This is a genomic window from Loktanella sp. DSM 29012 (assembly GCF_900110705.1).
GTDB lineage: Bacteria > Pseudomonadota > Alphaproteobacteria > Rhodobacterales > Rhodobacteraceae > Loktanella > Loktanella gaetbuli.
Genome location: NZ_FOEJ01000006.1, coordinates 37,141 through 55,593, shown reverse-complemented (window position 1 = coordinate 55,593; position 18,453 = coordinate 37,141). Strand labels below are relative to the sequence as shown.

The 18,453-nt window shown below is 61.8% G+C and carries 19 protein-coding genes; 12 read left to right on the top strand and 7 right to left on the bottom strand.

The window, feature by feature from the left end; translation table 11 throughout:
* Positions 1 to 21: 21 nt before the first annotated feature.
* The 3 genes from lon to tgt form a co-directional block, all read right to left on the bottom strand.
* On the bottom strand, positions 22 to 2,430 hold the full coding sequence (gene lon, locus BMX27_RS14095) for an endopeptidase La (RefSeq protein ID WP_090160580.1): 2,409 nt from the start codon (positions 2,428 to 2,430) through the stop codon (positions 22 to 24).
* Between the two features lie 266 nt (positions 2,431 to 2,696).
* Positions 2,697 to 3,257, bottom strand: a complete 561-nt coding sequence (locus BMX27_RS14090; RefSeq protein ID WP_090160578.1) for a hypothetical protein — start codon at positions 3,255 to 3,257, stop codon at positions 2,697 to 2,699.
* A 16-nt stretch (positions 3,258 to 3,273) separates the two neighbouring features.
* Positions 3,274 to 4,404 carry a tRNA guanosine(34) transglycosylase Tgt gene (tgt, locus tag BMX27_RS14085; protein ID WP_090160729.1) on the bottom strand — a complete coding sequence of 377 codons (1,131 nt, stop codon included), beginning with the start codon at positions 4,402 to 4,404 and terminating at the stop codon, positions 3,274 to 3,276.
* 171 nt (positions 4,405 to 4,575) lie between these two features.
* On the opposite strand from tgt, the gene BMX27_RS14080 reads away from it, so the two are divergent.
* From BMX27_RS14080 to BMX27_RS14070, 3 genes are all read left to right on the top strand, one after another.
* Positions 4,576 to 5,814 carry a glycerophosphodiester phosphodiesterase family protein gene (locus BMX27_RS14080; RefSeq protein ID WP_090160576.1) on the top strand — a complete coding sequence of 413 codons (1,239 nt, stop codon included), beginning with the start codon at positions 4,576 to 4,578 and terminating at the stop codon, positions 5,812 to 5,814.
* Positions 5,815 to 5,894: 80 nt separating this feature from the next.
* Complete coding sequence (locus BMX27_RS14075) at positions 5,895 to 6,254, top strand: SUF system Fe-S cluster assembly protein (RefSeq protein ID WP_056033526.1); 360 nt, start codon at positions 5,895 to 5,897, stop codon at positions 6,252 to 6,254.
* Between the two features lie 173 nt (positions 6,255 to 6,427).
* Positions 6,428 to 6,790 (top strand): HesB/IscA family protein, encoded by a 363-nt coding sequence (locus BMX27_RS14070; RefSeq protein ID WP_056033529.1) that lies wholly within the window; start codon positions 6,428 to 6,430, stop codon positions 6,788 to 6,790.
* Here the strand turns inward: BMX27_RS14070 and BMX27_RS14065 are convergent.
* A complete protein-coding gene (locus BMX27_RS14065) occupies positions 6,787 to 7,707 on the bottom strand; it encodes an isopenicillin N synthase family dioxygenase (RefSeq protein ID WP_090160574.1) in 921 nt (306 codons plus the stop codon). The genes BMX27_RS14070 and BMX27_RS14065 overlap by 4 nt on opposite strands.
* Before the next feature lie 67 nt (positions 7,708 to 7,774).
* Here BMX27_RS14065 and tpiA point away from each other — a divergent pair, with 67 nt between their 5' ends.
* On the top strand, positions 7,775 to 8,518 hold the full coding sequence (gene tpiA / locus BMX27_RS14060; RefSeq protein WP_090160572.1) for a triose-phosphate isomerase: 744 nt from the start codon (positions 7,775 to 7,777) through the stop codon (positions 8,516 to 8,518).
* A 2-nt stretch (positions 8,519 to 8,520) separates the two neighbouring features.
* Here the strand turns inward: tpiA and BMX27_RS14055 are convergent, their stop codons facing one another.
* Positions 8,521 to 9,303, bottom strand: coding sequence for a cobalamin B12-binding domain-containing protein (locus tag BMX27_RS14055; RefSeq protein ID WP_143056832.1), 783 nt, complete (start codon positions 9,301 to 9,303; stop codon positions 8,521 to 8,523).
* Between the two features lie 160 nt (positions 9,304 to 9,463).
* Between BMX27_RS14055 and BMX27_RS14050 the strand changes: the two genes are divergently transcribed.
* Positions 9,464 to 10,639 (top strand): cytochrome P450, encoded by a 1,176-nt coding sequence (locus BMX27_RS14050; protein ID WP_090160568.1) that lies wholly within the window; start codon positions 9,464 to 9,466, stop codon positions 10,637 to 10,639.
* Positions 10,640 to 10,654: 15 nt separating this feature from the next.
* On the opposite strand, the gene BMX27_RS14045 is transcribed toward BMX27_RS14050, so the two are convergent.
* Positions 10,655 to 11,116 carry an Lrp/AsnC family transcriptional regulator gene (locus tag BMX27_RS14045; protein WP_090160566.1) on the bottom strand — a complete coding sequence of 154 codons (462 nt, stop codon included), beginning with the start codon at positions 11,114 to 11,116 and terminating at the stop codon, positions 10,655 to 10,657.
* Positions 11,117 to 11,252: 136 nt separating this feature from the next.
* Here BMX27_RS14045 and cysG point away from each other — a divergent pair, with 136 nt between their 5' ends.
* From cysG to BMX27_RS14015, 6 genes are all read left to right on the top strand, one after another.
* Positions 11,253 to 12,650, top strand: coding sequence for a siroheme synthase CysG (gene cysG, locus BMX27_RS14040; protein ID WP_090160564.1), 1,398 nt, complete (start codon positions 11,253 to 11,255; stop codon positions 12,648 to 12,650).
* The gene (locus BMX27_RS14035) at positions 12,650 to 12,949 is read left to right on the top strand and encodes a DUF2849 domain-containing protein (protein WP_090160562.1); all 300 of its coding nucleotides are present in this window, start codon (positions 12,650 to 12,652) and stop codon (positions 12,947 to 12,949) included. The genes cysG and BMX27_RS14035 overlap by 1 nt, the downstream gene beginning before the upstream one ends.
* A gap of 3 nt (positions 12,950 to 12,952) precedes the next feature.
* On the top strand, positions 12,953 to 14,626 hold the full coding sequence (locus tag BMX27_RS14030; protein ID WP_090160559.1) for a nitrite/sulfite reductase: 1,674 nt from the start codon (positions 12,953 to 12,955) through the stop codon (positions 14,624 to 14,626).
* On the top strand, positions 14,616 to 15,350 hold the full coding sequence (locus BMX27_RS14025; protein WP_090160556.1) for a phosphoadenylyl-sulfate reductase: 735 nt from the start codon (positions 14,616 to 14,618) through the stop codon (positions 15,348 to 15,350). The genes BMX27_RS14030 and BMX27_RS14025 overlap by 11 nt, the downstream gene beginning before the upstream one ends.
* Positions 15,351 to 15,393: 43 nt before the next feature.
* Positions 15,394 to 15,789, top strand: coding sequence for a DUF934 domain-containing protein (locus tag BMX27_RS14020; RefSeq protein ID WP_090160553.1), 396 nt, complete (start codon positions 15,394 to 15,396; stop codon positions 15,787 to 15,789).
* Between the two features lie 62 nt (positions 15,790 to 15,851).
* Positions 15,852 to 16,700: a ferredoxin--NADP reductase gene (locus tag BMX27_RS14015; RefSeq protein ID WP_090160552.1), complete on the top strand. Its 849-nt coding sequence runs from the start codon at positions 15,852 to 15,854 to the stop codon at positions 16,698 to 16,700.
* 77 nt (positions 16,701 to 16,777) lie between these two features.
* Here the strand turns inward: BMX27_RS14015 and BMX27_RS14010 are convergent, their stop codons facing one another.
* Positions 16,778 to 17,707, bottom strand: coding sequence for a hypothetical protein (locus BMX27_RS14010; RefSeq protein ID WP_090160550.1), 930 nt, complete (start codon positions 17,705 to 17,707; stop codon positions 16,778 to 16,780).
* Positions 17,708 to 17,881: 174 nt separating this feature from the next.
* Here BMX27_RS14010 and infC point away from each other — a divergent pair, with 174 nt between their 5' ends.
* Positions 17,882 to 18,427: a translation initiation factor IF-3 gene (gene infC / locus BMX27_RS14005; protein ID WP_090160727.1), complete on the top strand. Its 546-nt coding sequence runs from the start codon at positions 17,882 to 17,884 to the stop codon at positions 18,425 to 18,427.
* Positions 18,428 to 18,453 lie beyond the last annotated feature (26 nt).

Below are 18,453 nucleotides of genomic sequence, written 5' to 3'. Positions count from 1 at the left end.
GTTGGCTAGGTTTACAGAGGGTCAGTGAAAGCCGGTCGATGCCTCCAGGCCCCGACGGGCCAGCGTGGCCGCTGCGGCGGCATCCTCTGCCTCCTGGTCCCATTCGATCGGCTCGGGCTGGCGCACCAATGCATGTTCCAGAACCTCTGACACATGCGTTACGGGGATCAGGGTCAGACCTTCCTTCACGTTGTCGGGAATATCGGCCAGATCCTTTTCGTTTTCCGCCGGAATCAGCACGGTCTTGATCCCGCCGCGCAGGGCGGCCAGCAGTTTTTCCTTGAGCCCGCCAATCGGCATCGCGTTGCCGCGCAGAGATACCTCGCCGGTCATGGCGATATCCTTGCGTACCGGAATCTGCGTCAGGACCGATACAATCGACGTGACCATCGCCAGACCGGCACTGGGTCCGTCCTTAGGCGTGGCCCCGTCGGGGACGTGCACGTGGATGTCCAGCGTGTCGAACTTGGGCGGCTTGACCCCGATCTGCGGTGCCACCGACCGGACATAGCTACTGGCGGCGTCGATGGATTCCTTCATCACGTCGCCCAGTTTTCCGGTCGTCTTCATCCGGCCCTTGCCCGGCAGGCGCAGCGCCTCGATGCTCAGCAGTTCGCCACCGACCGACGTATAGGCCAGCCCGGTGACGACACCGATCTGATCCTCTTGTTCGGCCAGACCGTAGCGATGCTTGCGCACACCCAGATAGTCGCCCAGATTTTCGGCCGTCACATCAACGGCTTCGACCTCTTTCTTGACGATCTTCGTCACCGCCTTGCGGGCAACCTTGGCCAGTTCGCGTTCAAAGTTACGCACACCGGCCTCGCGAGTGTAATACCGCGCGATATCGGTCAGGGCGCTGTCGTCGACGGCAAACTCCTTGGACTTCAACCCATGGTTTTTCATGACCTTGGGCAGCAGGTGCTGGCGCGCGATCTCGCGCTTTTCGTCCTCGGTGTAGCCGGACAGGCCGATGATCTCCATCCGGTCCAGCAACGGCCCCGGCATGTTGTAAGAGTTCGCCGTCGTCAGGAACATCACGTTCGACAGGTCGTATTCGACCTCGAGGTAGTGATCGACAAAGCTGCCGTTCTGTTCCGGGTCCAGCACCTCGAGCATGGCAGACGCAGGATCGCCACGGAAATCCTGACCCATCTTGTCGATTTCATCGAGCAGGATCAGCGGGTTTGTGGTTTTCGCCTTTTTCAGCGCCTGAATGATCTTGCCCGGCATCGACCCGATATAGGTCCGACGGTGACCGCGGATTTCGGATTCGTCGCGTACGCCACCCAGCGAGATGCGGATGAACTCGCGTCCCGTCGCCTTGGCCACGGATTTACCAAGCGAAGTTTTACCCACGCCCGGAGGGCCGACCAGACACATGATCGGGCCTTTCAGCTTTTTGCTGCGCTGCTGCACGGCGAGGTATTCGACGATGCGTTCCTTGACCTTTTCAAGGCCATAGTGGTCGTCATCCAGCACCTTTTGCGCGTGACCAAGGTCCTTTTTCGTGCGCGATTTGGTGCCCCATGGCACCGCCAGGATCCAGTCCAGGTAATTGCGCACGACAGTAGCCTCTGCCGACATAGGCGACATGTTCTTGAGCTTTTTCAGCTCGGCATCGACCTTTTCGCGGGCTTCCTTGGACAGCTTGGTGTCATTGATCCGCGCTTCCAGCTCGTCGACCTCGTTCTGGCCGTCCTCGCCGTCGCCCAGCTCCTTCTGGATCGCCTTCATCTGTTCGTTCAGATAGTATTCGCGCTGCGTGCGCTCCATCTGGGTCTTGACGCGGGTCTTGATCTTCTTCTCGACCTGCAGCACGGACATTTCGCCCTGCATCTGGCCGTAAACTTTTTCAAGACGCTCGGACACGGACAGGGTTTCCAGCAGTTTCTGCTTTTCATCCACCTCGATCCCCAGATGACCTGCGATCAGGTCGGCCAGCTTGGCAGGCTCCGTCGCTTCGCTCACGGCGGCCATGGCTTCTTCGGGGATGTTTTTCTTGACCTTGGCATAGCGTTCGAACTCTGCCGCGGCAGTGCGGGTCAGCGCCATGAGTTCGTCCTCCTGACCGGGGACTTCCTCCAGATAACGGGCCGATGCCTCAAAGAACTGGTCGTTCTCGTGGAATTCCGTGATTTCGACGCGCGCACGCCCTTCGACCAGCACCTTGACCGTACCATCGGGCAATTTGAGCAATTGCAGCACATTCGCCAGAACGCCGGTCCGGTAGATGCCGTCGATCGCGGGATCATCTTCGCCCGGATTCATCTGGCTGGACAACAGGATCTGCTTGTCGTCACGCATCACCTCTTCGAGCGCGCGGACGGATTTTTCGCGGCCGACGAACAGCGGCACGATCATGTGCGGGAACACAACGATGTCGCGCAGCGGCAGGACGGGGTATGATGTCGCAAGTGGCTCTTGCATGGTATTTTTCCTTGTTTTGGCAAGACGGACCGGCCCCAATGCGGCGGCGCTCGTCCATCTCCTCGAACACAATATCTGGGGCATCAACCGATGCATTTCAACCAGACGATTGCCGCGCACTGACGGTCATGATGAAACCTGCGCCGCACAATAACAACCCGCAGATATCAATTCAGCCGGCGCCGCACGCTCGACCCCGCAGCCCGTCCGGCCTGCCCTACAGCGCTATCAATGAAAAGGCAGGCCGATGCGGACCGCCCCATCTGTCATTCGCGGGTCAGCACCGAGGCGACGGTCACGAACAGGACCATCTCGCCCGTGTTCACGTCAAACTGATCAAGACGCAGGATGCGGTCGTCGAAATAGGGGATCAACACCACCTGCCCTTCGAACCGCACGCCATCGGTATCCGCCTGATCGAAACCGAATGTGGCCACGAATTGCGGCAACTCCTCTGGTCCGCAGGGCGTGTCCGACAGCACATCGGCCAGCACCTCGGCTTGTGTGGTCTCCAGCAGATCATCCACCTGATCCACGTTATAGACGGGGGTGGGTGACAGGACCATCGGCAGACCCTCGCCCCCCATCGCCGCCGCGATCGCCTCGACACTCAGGATACCGTCCGTCCCGATCGTGACACGTTCGGCCTCGGCGCGGGGCTGGATTTCCGTCTGGTCGATGACCGCGTTGACCGCCGACAGATAGGTGTCACCGCGCCAATCACCTGCCAGCATGTCCAGCAGGGCCGCATTGTCGGTGACGCCGCACAGGCTTTCTGCGCGCAAGCCCGCGGGCAGCAGCAAGAGGATGGCAAGAATGAAACGCATGGCTTGGCTCCTGAATTTATAGCGGGTCAATATCGCCCTGTGCGCGTCCCGCGTGAAAGCCGGCCTCCCATTCAGCAAAGGTGCCCGCTGCGATGGCCGTGCGCATCTCTTGCATGATGACTTGGAAGTAATGAAGGTTATGCCATGTCAAAAGCATGCCCGAAATCATTTCCTTGGCCCGGAACACGTGGTGCAGATAGGCGCGGGAATAGCCTGTGCAGGCCGGGCAGTTGCATCCCTCGTCCAGCGGGCGGGGATCGTCCTGATGGCGGGCGTTCTTGATGTTCACGACGCCGTAGCGGGTGAACGCCTGCCCCGTGCGCCCGGACCGGCTGGGCAGCACGCAATCCATCATGTCGATCCCGCGTTTGACCGCACCCACGATGTCGTCGGGTTTGCCCACCCCCATCAGATAGCGCGGCTTGTCCACCGGCAGCATGTCGGTCGCATAATCAAGGCAGCCAAACATCGCCTCTTGTCCTTCGCCCACGGCAAGTCCGCCGACGGCGTACCCCTCAAACCCGATGTCAATCAGGGCCTTTGCGCTTTCGGCGCGCAGGTCGCGTTCCAGACCACCCTGCTGGATGCCGAACAGCGCATATCCCGGCCGGTCACCAAAGGCCGCGCGACTGCGCGCAGCCCAGCGCATCGACAGCCGCATGCTGTCCTCGATGCGCGTGCGGTCCGCCGGCAAGGCGGGACATTCATCAAAGGCCATCACAATGTCCGACCCCAGCAGGCGCTGGATTTCCATGCTGCGTTCCGGTGAAAGATGATGGCGGGATCCGTCGACGTGACTGCGAAAGGTCACACCGTCCTCGGTCAGTTTGCGCAGCTCTGCCAGTGACATCACCTGGAACCCGCCGCTGTCGGTAAGAATGGGTTTGTTCCAGTTCATGAACCCGTGCAGCCCGCCCAGCCGGTCGATGCGTTCCGCAGTGGGGCGCAGCATCAGGTGATAGGTATTGCCCAGCAGCACATCCGCCCCGGTGGCCGCAACACTGTCCGGCAGCATCGCCTTGACCGTGGCCGCCGTCCCCACCGGCATGAAGGCCGGTGTGCGGATGTCGCCGCGCGGCGTGTGGATCACACCCGTGCGGGCCGCCCCGTCCGTCACATGCAAATCGAATGAAAAGCGGTCTGTCATTGTATTGGCCCCGGTCATGTCGCCCCTCCTTAATGCGAAGTGCGCGCGGATGGAATGCATGGGCGAAGACCTGCCACTCAGAGGATTTCATCTGGCCGTCACAAACCTGATGCGTCAGCGTTACAACTGCAGGTTCTAGACCGCCTGCGATAACCAATTAGGGAGAACCCGATGAAAACCCGCATGCTGACATGTGTTGCAGCCCTGGCCGCAACATCCGCCCTGGCCGAGACGCACAGCGCCTCTGGACCGCTGGATGGCTATGGCCCGCGCCCTGCATATCTGATCAGCCAGATGCAGGACGGCCCGCTGAAGGACGCGCTTGCCGCCTGCGAGGGTCAGCAGATCGCCCGCACCGATTTCTCGATCGGTCACCGCGGCGCGCCGCTGATGTTCCCCGAACATACCGTCGAAGCGAACCGCGCCGCCGCTGGCATGGGCGCAGGCATCCTTGAATGTGACGTGACATTTACCGCCGATCACGCACTGGTCTGCCGTCACGCGCAGAACGACCTGCACACGACGACGAACATTCTGGCTACCGATCTGGCCGAGAAATGCACCGCACCCTTTACCCCCGCCGATGGCGATACGCCGGCCAGCGCGGAATGCCGCACGTCGGATCTGACACTGGCCGAATTCCAGACCCTGCGGCCCAAGATGGACGCCGCCGATTCCACCGCCACCACGGTAGAGGCCTATCTGGGCGGCACTGCAGACTGGCGCACGAACCTGTACGACGACAACGCACAGCTGATGACCCACGCCGAGAGCATTGCGCTGTTTGCCGACCTTGGCGCAAAGTTCACCCCCGAACTGAAATCCGCCAGCGTGCCGATGCCCGACGGTGATTTCACGCAAGAGGACTATGCACAGAAACTGGTCGATGAATACGTCGCCGCCGGGGTCGATCCCGCAGATGTCTGGCTGCAATCGTTCAATCTGGACGATGTGAAATACTGGATCGCGAACACCCCGGATTTCGGCGCGCAGGCCGTTTATCTCGACGACCGCTATGAGGCATCGGACGATGACGAAGGTGCGATCGACCCGCTGGACACCGCGACTTTTCAGCCGACGATGCAGGAACTGGCCGATATGGGCGTGAACTATATCGCACCGCCGCTTTGGATGCTGATCACGCTGGACGATGCAGGCCAGATCGTTCCGTCGCCCTATGCGACTGCGGCCAAGGACGCCGGTCTGAACATCATCGCATGGAGCTACGAGCGCAGCGGTCCACTGGCCACCGGTGGTGGATGGTATTTCCAGTCCGTTGCAGACGCGATCAGCAGTGACGGCGACTACTACGAAGTGCTGGACGTTCTGGCACAAGACGTCGGCATCGAAGGCATGTTCAGCGACTGGCCTGCGACGGTCACCTATTACGCCAACTGCATGGGCCTGTAATCACGGCCGCGCGGGTCACCCTTTACGGCCCGCGCCGCTAATCCTATATGATTGGTCAGGAATAGCCGGGAATCGAAGACATGACCGATCAGACACCGATGGAAGGCACGCCACTGATTGCGCCCTCCTCTACCGATCATCCACTGCACGAAAAGATCGTCGAGGCCTGCCGGTCCGTCTATGATCCCGAAATCCCGGTCAATATCTATGACCTGGGCCTGATCTATACGATCGCGATCGACGACGAAAACGCAGTGAACATCACGATGACACTGACGGCCCCGGGTTGCCCCGTGGCTGGCGAAATGCCGGGCTGGGTCGCCGATGCGGTCGAACCTCTCGAAGGTGTGAAGCACGTCGACGTCGAAATGACCTTCGAGCCGCAGTGGGGCATGGACATGATGTCGGACGAGGCGCGGCTGGAACTGGGGTTCATGTAACCCCGACTGCCGTCGTTTCAGACCCGATCTTCGGGGCGCGACCACGATGCACCACGCGCATGCGATCTTGTGCGATCGCATCGGGCTGCTCCCTCTTGCGCACTGCGAGACCGCCCCCCTTGAGACACGGTGCCATCCCGCCTACATTGAAAAGGCATCAGAAAGGACATCCCATGTTCGGCATTCCCGGCAAACAGGCCGTCACAATCACCGACAAGGCCGCGCGCCAGATCGCGAAACTGATGGCCAAGGACGGGTCGCAGGGCCTGCGTATCGGCGTCAAGAAAGGCGGATGCGCTGGCATGGAATACACGATGGACTACGTGTCAGAGGTCGATCCGATGGACGAGGTCGTGGAACAGGATGGCGCACGGGTGATGATTGCACCCATGGCGCAAATGTTCCTGTTCGGCACGGAAATCGACTATGAAACCACTCTGCTGGAAAGCGGTTTCAAATTCCGCAATCCGAACGTGGTCGACGCCTGCGGTTGCGGCGAATCGATCAAGTTCAACGAGGCGATCACGACCACTTAGGTCTTTTGCAGGTGGACATAGGTTTCGTTGAACCGTCTTTGCAGATGATCCAATGCCATCACAGGTGCGGCACCCGCAGGGGCGACATTTGCATCATGGTCAGGGTTGAAGAACAACGGCACTGAAATCCGTTCGTCCTGCGTGCCGATGACGCGATGCGGGGTCGCTTTGACCCTGCCACCGGTCCAGATTTCCAGCATCTCTCCGAAATTGATGACGAATTCACCGGGTGGTGCGCTGACGGGAATCCAGCCGCCACCGCGCTGGCGAACCTCCAGACCGGGCGATCCGTCAGTCGCCAACAAGGTCAGGCACCCGTAATCGGTATGCGTCGCGATCCCGAAATCCTTGGCCCCCGCCGAGGCCGGCCGCCGCGGATATAAATTCCCACGCAGCAGGGCCATCGGTGTGCCGAACTTGTCCGCAAAAAATGGGCCATCCTCGCCCACGGCATTTAGAATCGCGACCAGCAGACCGCGCGCCACAAGACAGGCATCGGTAAAATAACGCCGCAGCAGCGGCGCGAAATCGGCTGGCTGATCGGGCCATTGGTTGCGCGCATAGGCCGGAATGCCCGCCGTCCGATAGGGATGACTGGCAGGCAGCGTGACGCCACAATCAAAAACCTGTTTGTAATCGGGATTGGCGTCGGGATTGACCTGTTCCGACCCGGACGCCCCCCAGCCCCGGTTCGATCCGGTGCGGGACATGTCGACGGCTTGCTTGGCCGCGGCTGGCAGGTGGAAAAATGCGCGGTAGGCCGCAATGACCTCTGACACGCGTGCGGGCGTCAACGCCGTGTTGTGAATGGTCAGGAACCCAACCCCGGTTGCTGCGGTCGCGGCCGCGTCACGCGCTGCAGCGTGGCCTGCGTGCTGCGGATCGGTCAATGCGGCGGCGTCAATACGTGGGATCATGGTCGCCCTTTCCGTTCTGTGTGCGACTTGCTACCAAAGCCGCGGGCATTGGCAAAGGGGACCTCTCATGCGACGCAAACTGGCGGCAGGCAACTGGAAGATGAACGGCTTGGTCGATGACCTGAGCGAAATCAAGGCGTTGACCGAGGCACACCCGGACCCGGACGTGGATATGCTGATCTGCGCCCCCGCCACACTGATCGCACAAATGGCCTGGGCGCGTGGGACCCATGCGCTTCAGATCGGTGGTCAGACGTGCCATGCCGAACGCAGCGGCGCACATACGGGCGACATCAGCGCACCGATGCTGCGTGATGCAGGTGCCAGCCATGTGCTGGTCGGCCATTCCGAACGCCGCACCGATCACGGCGAAACTGACGCCGATGTCGCAGGGCAAGCCGCAGCCGCTCATGCAGCAGGCCTAGTGGCGGTGATCTGCATCGGTGAAACGCTGGACCAACGCGAAAGCGGTCATGCGCTGACGGTCATCACAGACCAACTGCGCGGATCGCTGCCGCCCGGTGCGACAGCCGCCAACACGGTCATCGCCTACGAACCGGTCTGGGCGATCGGCACCGGCAAGGTGCCCACCACCGAACAGATCGGCGAGGTGCATGGTACCCTGCGCGCCACCCTGCGCGACCTGATGAAACAGGCCGAGGGCGTGCGTCTGCTTTATGGTGGGTCGGTCAAGGGATCGAACGCGGGCGAAATCTTTGCCGTCGCGGATGTGGATGGCGCTCTGGTCGGTGGCGCCAGCCTGAAGGCCGCCGATTTCTCTCCCATCCTGTCGGCGCTGGAAAACGCCTGAGGTCAGCCCGGCAAGCGCTGCCGCAACCGCAACACGGCGCTGGGCAGATCCGTCAGCCAGTCCTCGGGCGGGACACCGGGAATCTCGGGCGCTGATTCCACAATACCACCCGCCATCAGCACTGCCCCGTCGGGCAGTGCTGCACGCAGGTCATCCACCAGGCTGGCAAAGATCAGCCCGTCCCCCTGCCCGTAACCCACAAGCACCACGACATCGTGGCTGCCTTCGCGGGCACGTTTCAGGATACTCGCCTGCGTCCCACCAATGCAGATTTCGACATCCCATCCGTCATCGCGCAGCAGGTTGGCGAAAATCTCGATTCCCAGCGTATGGGTTTCACCCGGGGCCAGCGCCAGCATGGCGTGGGGCGCATCGCCCTTGCGCCCATCTGCGCGGTCCTGATGCGCGCTGAGTTCACGGACGATCTGATGCAGTCGTCCGGATCCCAGTGTCACCTCGGCAAAGCTGCGGCTATCTTCGGCCCAATCCTGCCCCAGCCTGCGCGCCGCGGATGCGATATAGCCAATGTAGATCTTGGCCGGCGAATTGCCGTCATCAAGCAACCCCTTGATGTATTGCTTCAGCGGCTTGCTGTCCGGCTCTGTCAGCAGCTGGCACAGGCGGTCGATTTCGGCGCGGCCGGGATCGAATCCCTGTTCTGCCGCCTTTGGCATCCTGAAGGCCAGACGACGCATCGCCTCCTTGGCCACATCACGCACGGAGTCATCCGACGTGCGCCGGTACGCTGCTTCGCCTTGGTTTTTCCGGCTGTCTTTATCGGTCACGGTCTCCCCTCCCGGCAGACTCAAGCGCTGTCAGTAGCCTGACTTATCCTGCACCCCGTTGTATACATTTTTTTACGGAATGCTTTGGTATGCCGACCGGGGGGACAGAATGCCGCAACCCATGCTTGCACATGGTCGCGACTGGTAGCATGCAGAGATCATGGAACATTTTGATCAAAGCCCGACCGATCCGGCCTTCGTGCAGGACCCATATCCGTTTTACGACAGCATGCGGGCAGCCGGTGATTTCGCCTACTGGACGGACTATGCCATGCCCTGTGCGGTCAGCCATGCCGCCGTATCAGCCGTGCTGCGTGACAAACGCATGGGCCGCGCGCCACTGACGCAACCAGCAGCCGACCCCGCGCGCGCCGCATTCGACGCCGTCGAGGCCCATTCCATGCTGGAACTTGAGGCCCCGGACCACACTCGCCTGCGCGGTCTGGTGCTGCGCGCCTTTACCTCGCGCACCATTGCCGCCCTCGAGGACGGAATCAGGTCACTGTGCCATGACCTGATCGACCGTTTTCCGGACGGCGACTTCGATTTGCTGGACGCATACGCCCGGCCCGTGCCGGTCATTACCATCGCCCGCCTGCTGGGTGTTCCGGAACAGGCGGCGGATGACCTGCTGCGCTGGTCAAACGCTATGGTTGCGATGTATCAGGCCCGCCTGACACCGCAGATCATGGCCGAGGCGGACAGTGCCACTCGCGCGTTTACCGCTTTTCTTCGGGATCATATCGCTGCCAAGCGCGCGACACCCGGCGATGACCTGTTGTCGACGCTGATCGCCGCCCGCGACGGCGACGCCCGCCTGTCGGAACCGGAACTGATTTCGACTGCGATCCTGTTGCTGAATGCAGGCCACGAGGCGACGGTTCACACCCTGGGCAACGGCGTGGCGACCATGCTGAAAACCGGACAGCGCCGCGCCGATGCCGCCGCGGTCGAGGAAATCATGCGCCATGACCCGCCGCTGCACATGTTCACCCGCTGGGTCTATGCCCCCTGCGAGGTGCTGGGACAGACATTTCAACGCGGCGACCGAATTGCATGCCTGCTGGGGGCTGCCAACCGCGACCCTGCGATCTGGTCAGAGCCGCACCGGTTCGACCCCGACCGTTCGGGTCCGGCACATGTGGCGTTCGGCGGCGGCATCCATTTCTGCGTCGGCGCACCGCTGGCACGTCTGGAGTTGCGTGTCGCTCTCGATGTGCTGTGGGAAAGGCTGCCGCATCTGGAACAGGTGACAAGGCCTGTCTATGCGGATGCGTTTCATTTCCACGGGCTGGAACGTTTGATGGTGCGGGACGCCTCTGGCGGGAGTATTTGAGGCAAGATGATGCGACTAGAGCGGCAGCGCCACCGTGGATTTGATTTCCTCCATCGACAGCAGCGCCGTGACGGTGTGGACCTTTACCTCTGAAATGAGCGCCTGATAAAAGATGTCATAGGCGCGGGCATTGGCGACGCGCACCTTGAGGATGTAGTCGATGTCGCCTGCGAGGCGGTGCGCCTCTTGCACCTCTGGCCGGGCGGTCAGCGCATTCAGGAACCGCTCCTGCCAGACCGCATCGTGTTCGCTGGTGCGGATCAGAACAAAGAAGCACGCCTCGAACCCCAGGGCCTCGGCGTCCAGCAGGACGGTCTGCGATTTGATGATCCCCGCCTCGCGCAGCTTGCGGATCCGGTTCCAGACCGGCGTCTTGGACGACCCGATTTCGGTGGCGATCTCGTCCAGCGACCGTGATGCGTCGCGCTGCAATGCCGCAAGAATTTTCCGGTCTGTGTCATCGATACGGATCGACATTCGCATATCCTGCCATTTGTAGAACATTGCACCAAAACAGTGCGGCCACTGGAACGTGCGTTCTTAACTAAGCGGGCCACTGTCAAAATACCAGAACAATGTTCTATATGTCAGGGCAGAACCGAAAGGATGCGCAATGGATCATTTTCCCGTTTTCATGGCCGTCGCTGGACGCCGCATCGTCCTGTCCGGTGGTGGCGAGGCCGCCCTGGCCAAGCTGCGCCTGATCCTCAAGACCCGCGCCCATGTGACGGTCTTTGCCGCTGACGCCCATCCCGACCTGCACCGATTGGCGCATGAGGGCAAGCTGACGCTGGTCCAGCGCGCGATGGAGCCCGGCGACGCCATGTGCGCCGTGCTGTTTTATGCCGCCAATGAGGACGATACGGAGGATGCCCGCGTGGCGGACCTAGCGCATCGCGATGGGGCGCGCGTCAACATCGTCGACAATCTGGCCGACAGCCAATTCATCACGCCTGCCATCGTGGACCGTGACCCCGTTGTCATCGCGATCGGCACCGAAGGGGCCGCACCCGTTCTGGCCCGCAAGATCAAGGCCGACCTCGAGGAACGTCTGCCGACATCGCTGGGCCTGCTGGCGCGGATCGGCAAGACGTTTCGGTCTGCGGTCGATGTTTTGCCCATGGGTCGCGTGCGCCGCGATTTCTGGTCCGCATTCTATTTCGATGCGGGGCCGAAGGCGCTGGAAGCTGGCGGCGAGGAGGCAATCCTGCAGACACTGAACACCCTGCTCGATGATGCGATCAACGCACCCGCCAAGGTCGGTCATGTCGATCTGGTCGGGGCGGGACCGGGCGACCCGGATCTGCTGACGCTCAAGGCGCGTCGCGCGCTCGATACCGCTGATGTGGTGATCTACGACCGGCTGGTGACGTCCGAGATTCTGGAACTGGCGCGGCGCGAGGCGCTGATGATCGACGCCGGCAAGGAAGGTTTCGGCAGCGCCATGGCGCAGGACGACATCGATGCGCTGATCGTGCAGCATGCGCAGGACGGGCACCATGTCGTGCGCCTCAAATCCGGTGATCCTACCGTGTTCGGACGTCTGGACGAGGAAATTGAGGCCTGCACCGCCGCCGGTGTCAGCTGGCGCATCATCCCCGGTATCACCGCCGCAAGTGCCGCCGTCGCAGGTCTGGGCCAGAGCCTGACCAAACGTGGCCGCAATTCATCCGTGCGGTACATGACCGGCCACGACACACGCGGCTTTGCCGATCACGACTGGAAAGCGCTGGCCCGCCCCGGCGAGGTCGCCGCGATCTACATGGGCAAACGGGCGGCACGGTTCATTCAGGGCCGCCTGCTGATGCATGGGGCCGATCCCGCAACCCCCGTGACCATCATCGAAAACGTCAGCCGCACCGATCAGCGTATTCTGGCCACCACATTGGCCCAGCTGGAACCGACCCTGACAGAGGCCCGTTTATCAGGTCCGGCCCTGACGTTCCTCGGTCTTGCACCGCGCGACGCATTGGCCGCCAGCACCGACATCCCCGCAGAGGAATTTGCATAATGCCCAAGGCTTTCACTCCAAAGGTCATCACCGCCAACGCGCTTCTCGAGGGTGACGCCGTCTGGCTGACCGACGACGACCGCTGGTCGCGCGACATCGCAGAGGCCGAACTGCTGACCGACGAGGCCCACGCCGAACTGCGCCTGCTGGAGGCCAGCGCGCGTCAGTCCGAAATCTCAGGGGCCTATCTGGCCGACGCACAAGAGGGCGAAGCGGGACCAGAGCCCGTGCATTTCCGAGAGGCGTTCCGCACGCGCGGACCATCGAACTATCCCCACGGCAAACAGACGAGGGCCTGATCCATGTACAAGTATAACGATTTCGACGCCGCATTCGTTCGCGAACGTGTCGCCCAATTCCGCGGTCAGGTCGAACGCCGCATCGACGGGTCCCTGACCGAGGACGAATTCAAGCCGCTGCGCCTGATGAACGGTCTGTATCTGCAACTGCACGCCTACATGCTACGTGTGGCCGTGCCCTATGGCACGCTGAACAGCGCGCAGATGCGCCAGCTTGCCATGATCGCGGACCGTTGGGACAAGGGCTATGGCCATTTCACCACGCGGCAGAACATCCAGTACAACTGGCCGGAACTGCGTGACGTCCCCGATATCCTTGACGCACTGGCGGACGTGGAAATGCACGCCATCCAGACCAGCGGCAACACGATCCGCAACGTGACGGCGGACCATTTCGCCGGTGCCGCTGCAGATGAAATCGCGGACCCCCGCCCCTATGCGGAACTGTTGCGGCAGTGGTCCACGGACCATCCCGAATTTCAGTTCCTGCCGCGCAAGTTCAAGATCGCGGTGACCGGGGCCGAGGCCGACCGCGCGGTCATCCGCGCCCATGACATCGGACTGCAACTGGTCCGTAATGACGCTGGAGAAATCGGGTTCCGCGTGCTGGTGGGCGGTGGTCTGGGCCGGACGCCGATGATCGGCAAGGTGCTGACGGACTATCTGCCCGTGGCCGACCTCCTGCCTTACTGCGAGGCGATCGTCAGCGTCTACAACCTGCTGGGCCGCCGCGACAACAAGTACAAGGCACGCATCAAGATTACCGTGCACGAGAATGGTATCGACCAGATACGGGCCTTGGTGGATGAACGGTTTGCACGCATCCGCGCAGAGTTTTCAGGCGTCGATCAGGCCTTGCTGGCGGAAATCCAGACCGCCTTTGCGCCGCCTGCGTTCAAGACCGCGGAAACCGACGGGTATGAGGCGGCCCGCCTGGCCAACCCTGCGTTCCGGTCCTGGTCAGATACCAACCTGACCGCGCACAAGGCGGACGGATATGCCATCGTCAGCGTCTCGATCAAAAAACACGGTGCCACGCCGGGCGATGCGACATCTGACCAGATGCGCGCGCTGGCCGATATCGCCGAAACCTACGGTCATGACGAGCTGCGCATCAGCCACGAACAGAACGTGATCCTGCCGCATGTGCATCAATCCGATCTGCCTGCCGTCTATGCCGCATTGCGTGCGGCGGACCTTGCGACGGCGAACATCGGGCTGGCGTCCGACATCATCGCCTGCCCCGGCATGGACTACTGCGCGCTGGCAACAGCGCGGTCGATCCCCATTGCACAGCAAATCGCGACCCGGTTCGACGAACTCAAACTGGAACACGAGGTCGGCCCGCTGAAGATCAAGATTTCAGGCTGCATCAACGCCTGTGGTCACCACCATGTGGGTCACATCGGCATCCTTGGCCTCGACCGTGCAGGGGTGGAAAACTATCAGATCACGCTGGGCGGCGACGGGTCCGAGGACGCGGCGATCGGCGAGCGGGCCGGTCCCGGTTTCAGCGCCGATGAGATCATCCCAGCCATCGAACGGCTGGTGCTGGGCTACCTTGATCTGCGTGAGGACGCGTCCGAGACATTTCTTCAGGCCTACCGCCGTCTGGGCGCGGGTCCGTTCAAGGCGGTCCTTTATCCTGACAAGGAAGGCGCACGCGATGCCGCTTGATAACCTGTCCGACAGGGTCACGTCCCTGAACGAGGCCTACAAACACCATTCGGCCCGCGCTGTTCTGGAACGCGCCCTGACCGACGGCCAGACAGGCAAACTCACGCTTGTCAGCTCTTTCGGGGCGGAATCCGTGGCGCTGCTGCATATGGTGTCGGTGCTGGATCGCAACCTGCCGGTGTTATTTCTGGATACCGAGATGCTGTTTGCGGAAACGCTGACCTACCAGATGGAAGTCGCGGAACGCCTGCACCTCGGCGACGTGCGCGTCCTGCATCCCGATCGTGATGCGCTGCTGGCACGCGACAACGAAGGGCTGCTGCACCTGTCGGACCCTGACGGCTGCTGCGCCCTGCGCAAGACCGAACCGCTGATGCGCGCCTTGGGCGAATTCGACGGCTGGATCACCGGGCGCAAGCAATACCAAGGCGGTCAGCGCAAGGCATTGCCGTTCTTCGAGGCAGATGGCGACCTGCTCAAGGTCAACCCGCTGGCGCATTGGACCCGTGACGATGTGCAGGATTACATGGTCGAAAACCGCCTGCCCCGGCATCCGCTGGTGGCTCAGGGGTATCCGTCGATCGGCTGCGCCCCCTGCACGACCAAGGTCGCACCCGGCGAAGACCCGCGGGCGGGCCGCTGGCGCAACCGCGAAAAAACCGAATGCGGCATCCATTTTGTCGATGGCAAGATGGTCCGTATTCCGGCTGGTGCCGGACTTTGAACATCACAGACGCGCGGACCACAATGTCCCGCAGGAGTAACCGATGAGCGTGATTGTAACCGATAGCGGGTTTGCACCCGATGATTTCACAGGCACCTTTGTCCCCATGGGCGAAAACGGCGTGGCCGTGGACGTGCCCTCTGATGCCGACCCCGACGCCGTGCGCGCGCTGACTGGCGCGCAGGTCGTGCGGATCGCATTCCCCAGCTTTGCCGATGGGCGCGGATTCACCCTCGCGGCGATTTTGCGCCGGGCAGGTTTTACCGGGCGTCTGCGGGCCCATGGTCACGTGCTGGCCGACCAATACGCCATGGCGCGCCGCAGTGGTTTTGACGAGGTCGAGATCGACGACACGCTGGCCGCCCGGCAACCGCAGGATCAATGGATCGCCCGTGCTGACTGGCGCGCCCACGCCTATCAGGCGCGTATGCGCGGCTGACTTTCACCCCTTTTCTTTTTGCACTAGACGGAGGGCGGCGCAGACGTGCCGCTGATGACCCAATGACAGAGCAACGCCCCGTGACAGATACCGCCGCAAGACCCGTGCCCACCCTGCCTGACGCCCAGACCGTCACGGCGGTGCAGCACTATACGGACAAACTGTTTTCATTCCGTGTGACCCGCCCCGCATCGCTGCGGTTCCGGTCCGGCGAATTCGTCATGATCGGTCTGATGGGCGATCCGCACCCAGAAACCGGCAAGCAAAAACCACTGCTGCGCGCCTATTCCATCGCATCGCCCGCATGGGACGACGAGTTGGAGTTCTATTCGATCAAGGTCGAGAACGGCCCACTGACATCGAAATTGCAGCACATCCAGCCCGGCGACCAGATCATCCTGCGCCCCAAACCCGTGGGCACTCTGGTGCATGATGCGCTGCTGCCCGGCAAACGCCTGTATATGTTCGCCACGGGTACGGGCTTTGCCCCCTTTGCGTCGCTGCTGCGCGAACCCGAAACCTATGAACGGTTCGAAGAGGTCATCGTCACGCACACCTGCCGCGACGTGGCGGAACTGACCTATGGTGCGAATCTGATCGCCGATCTCAAGCAGGACGAGATGATGATCGAACTGCTGGGCCAAGATGCGCTGGACAAGATCCGCTACTACCCGACCACTACCCGCGAAAAGAGCGACAAGATGGGCCGGATCACGACCCTGATCGAGAACGGCGACCTGTTCACCGATCTGGGTGTGCCGCCACTGAACGCGCAGGATGATCGCGCGATGGTCTGCGGCAGCCTGGCCTTCAACAAGGACATCGCGGCGCTGATGGAGGCCGCTGGCCTACATGAAGGTGCCAATTCCGAACCCGGCGAATTCGTCATCGAAAAGGCATTCGTCGGCTGAACGCACCTGTCGAGACATCATAAAAAAAGGGCCGCATCCCGTCATGATGCGGCCCTTTTGTCGTCGTCTTGGCGCGGTCAGTTCACGCCCATCGCGGCACGGATCTGATCCAGCACGCTGGACAGCATGTCGGGATTGTCGCGCACCGTTTCGGCGGCGCGGGTCAAGACTGTTTTCTGCATCGTATCCAGCTCGCTTGCCTCGATACGCGCAATGACGGTATCCGCGTCGAAACCTTCGGGGGTCAGCAATTCGCTCAGCGGAACCTCGGCTGTGTCAGTGCCGGCATCGGCGGCGGCTGCGTCGCCTTCGGTCGTTGTCTCGGCGGTTGCGACCTCTGCCTCGGCAGCCACCTCCGCGTCAGGTGCAACGGCTTCGTCCATTGCTGCATCAGCTTGATCTACGGCTGCGTCGACCTCCTCGGCTGCTGCATCTGCGGTGGCATCAACGGTAGCGGCGGCATCAGCGGCGGCTTCTTCCGTTGCGGCGGTCGCGTCGTCGACAGCTGCGGCGGCGTCAGCGGCTGCGTCTTCGGTGGCGGCGGTCGCATCATCGACAACTGCGGTGGCGTCAGCAGCCGCGTCTTCGGTTGCAGCGGCGGCATCCTCGGTTGCAGCTTCAACCTCGGCGGCGGCTGCATCTGCGGCCTCCTGCACGGCTGCGGCGGCATCGGCAGCAGCGGCATCAGCTTCGGCGGCCAACGCTTCGGCTTCGGCAGCGGCTGCTTCGGCGGCAGCAGCCGTTTCTTCGGTCGCGTCGCCTGCTACGTCCGTCATGGCGTCAACCGCTGCATCTGCTGCGGCGGCAGCTTCATCGGTCGCGTCTTCGACTGCGGCTGCCGTGTCTGCCGCAGCGTCTTCGACGGCCGCCTCTGCGTCTTCTGAGGTGACGGCGACGTCATCCGTCTGGCCCGACACAACAGCCTGAGGGTCCTGCCCATCTACAAAATACTGATACCCGAAAAAGCCGAGAACAGCGACGACAACGATAATGACAAGTGCTTGCATGGCATTTGGTCCTTCTGATCCAGTTTCACCTTTTGGTGATCCGGTTTCTACTTGGTGTCGGTCGCGAGAAAAGAAAAGGGGTAACCCGCAACCACCAATTGCCGCTTGAAGGTCGCGGTGCAGCGCATTACCTACATTTGCAACCCTCAAGACAACGATCGAAGGATAAAGATCATAGGACGCAGACCCCACAACGCGCCACCACAGCGCGACACTGGCCCCCGCATCAACGACCGCATTCGGGGCGGAGACATCAGACTCATCGGCGCCGAAGGCGAGAATGTCGGCGTCGTGTCGCCCGAACGGGCGCTGGCCATGGCCGAAGAGGCCGGTCTGGACCTGGTAGAGATTTCCCCCAACGCCAATCCGCCCGTCTGCAAGATCATGGATTTCGGAAAGTACAAGTACGAGACCCAAAAGAAGGAAGCCGAGGCGCGCAAGAAGCAGAAGATCATCGAGATCAAGGAAATCAAATTCCGTCCAAACACCGATGATCACGACTACGGCGTCAAGATGAAGAACGTCTACAAGTTCCTTGAAAACGGGGACAAGGTGAAAATCACCCTGCGTTTCCGTGGCCGCGAAATGGCCCACCAGGAACTGGGTCGCGCCCTGCTGGAACGTGTGGCCGAGGACACCAAGGAACACGGCAAGGTCGAAAACTTTCCCAAGATGGAAGGCCGCCAGATGGTCATGTTGATCGGACCGCTGCCCAAGTAAGCGATCCATATGGCAAAGTTCAGGGG

Coding starts and splice junctions, on each gene's coding strand:
- tpiA (WP_090160572.1), top strand. CDS start 7,775: ATGCGACGCAAACTGGCGGCAGGCAACTGGAAGATGAACGGCTTGGTC.
- BMX27_RS14010 (WP_090160550.1), bottom strand. CDS start 17,707: ATGCAAGCACTTGTCATTATCGTTGTCGTCGCTGTTCTCGGCTTTTTC.
- BMX27_RS14065 (WP_090160574.1), bottom strand. CDS start 7,707: ATGATCCCACGTATTGACGCCGCCGCATTGACCGATCCGCAGCACGCA.
- BMX27_RS14070 (WP_056033529.1), top strand. CDS start 6,428: ATGTTCGGCATTCCCGGCAAACAGGCCGTCACAATCACCGACAAGGCC.
- BMX27_RS14035 (WP_090160562.1), top strand. CDS start 12,650: ATGCCCAAGGCTTTCACTCCAAAGGTCATCACCGCCAACGCGCTTCTC.
- lon (WP_090160580.1), bottom strand. CDS start 2,430: ATGCAAGAGCCACTTGCGACATCATACCCCGTCCTGCCGCTGCGCGAC.
- BMX27_RS14025 (WP_090160556.1), top strand. CDS start 14,616: ATGCCGCTTGATAACCTGTCCGACAGGGTCACGTCCCTGAACGAGGCC.
- BMX27_RS14045 (WP_090160566.1), bottom strand. CDS start 11,116: ATGTCGATCCGTATCGATGACACAGACCGGAAAATTCTTGCGGCATTG.
- BMX27_RS14050 (WP_090160568.1), top strand. CDS start 9,464: ATGGAACATTTTGATCAAAGCCCGACCGATCCGGCCTTCGTGCAGGAC.
- BMX27_RS14075 (WP_056033526.1), top strand. CDS start 5,895: ATGACCGATCAGACACCGATGGAAGGCACGCCACTGATTGCGCCCTCC.
- BMX27_RS14030 (WP_090160559.1), top strand. CDS start 12,953: ATGTACAAGTATAACGATTTCGACGCCGCATTCGTTCGCGAACGTGTC.
- cysG (WP_090160564.1), top strand. CDS start 11,253: ATGGATCATTTTCCCGTTTTCATGGCCGTCGCTGGACGCCGCATCGTC.
- tgt (WP_090160729.1), bottom strand. CDS start 4,404: ATGACAGACCGCTTTTCATTCGATTTGCATGTGACGGACGGGGCGGCC.
- BMX27_RS14080 (WP_090160576.1), top strand. CDS start 4,576: ATGAAAACCCGCATGCTGACATGTGTTGCAGCCCTGGCCGCAACATCC.
- BMX27_RS14015 (WP_090160552.1), top strand. CDS start 15,852: ATGACAGAGCAACGCCCCGTGACAGATACCGCCGCAAGACCCGTGCCC.
- BMX27_RS14020 (WP_090160553.1), top strand. CDS start 15,394: ATGAGCGTGATTGTAACCGATAGCGGGTTTGCACCCGATGATTTCACA.
- BMX27_RS14090 (WP_090160578.1), bottom strand. CDS start 3,257: ATGCGTTTCATTCTTGCCATCCTCTTGCTGCTGCCCGCGGGCTTGCGC.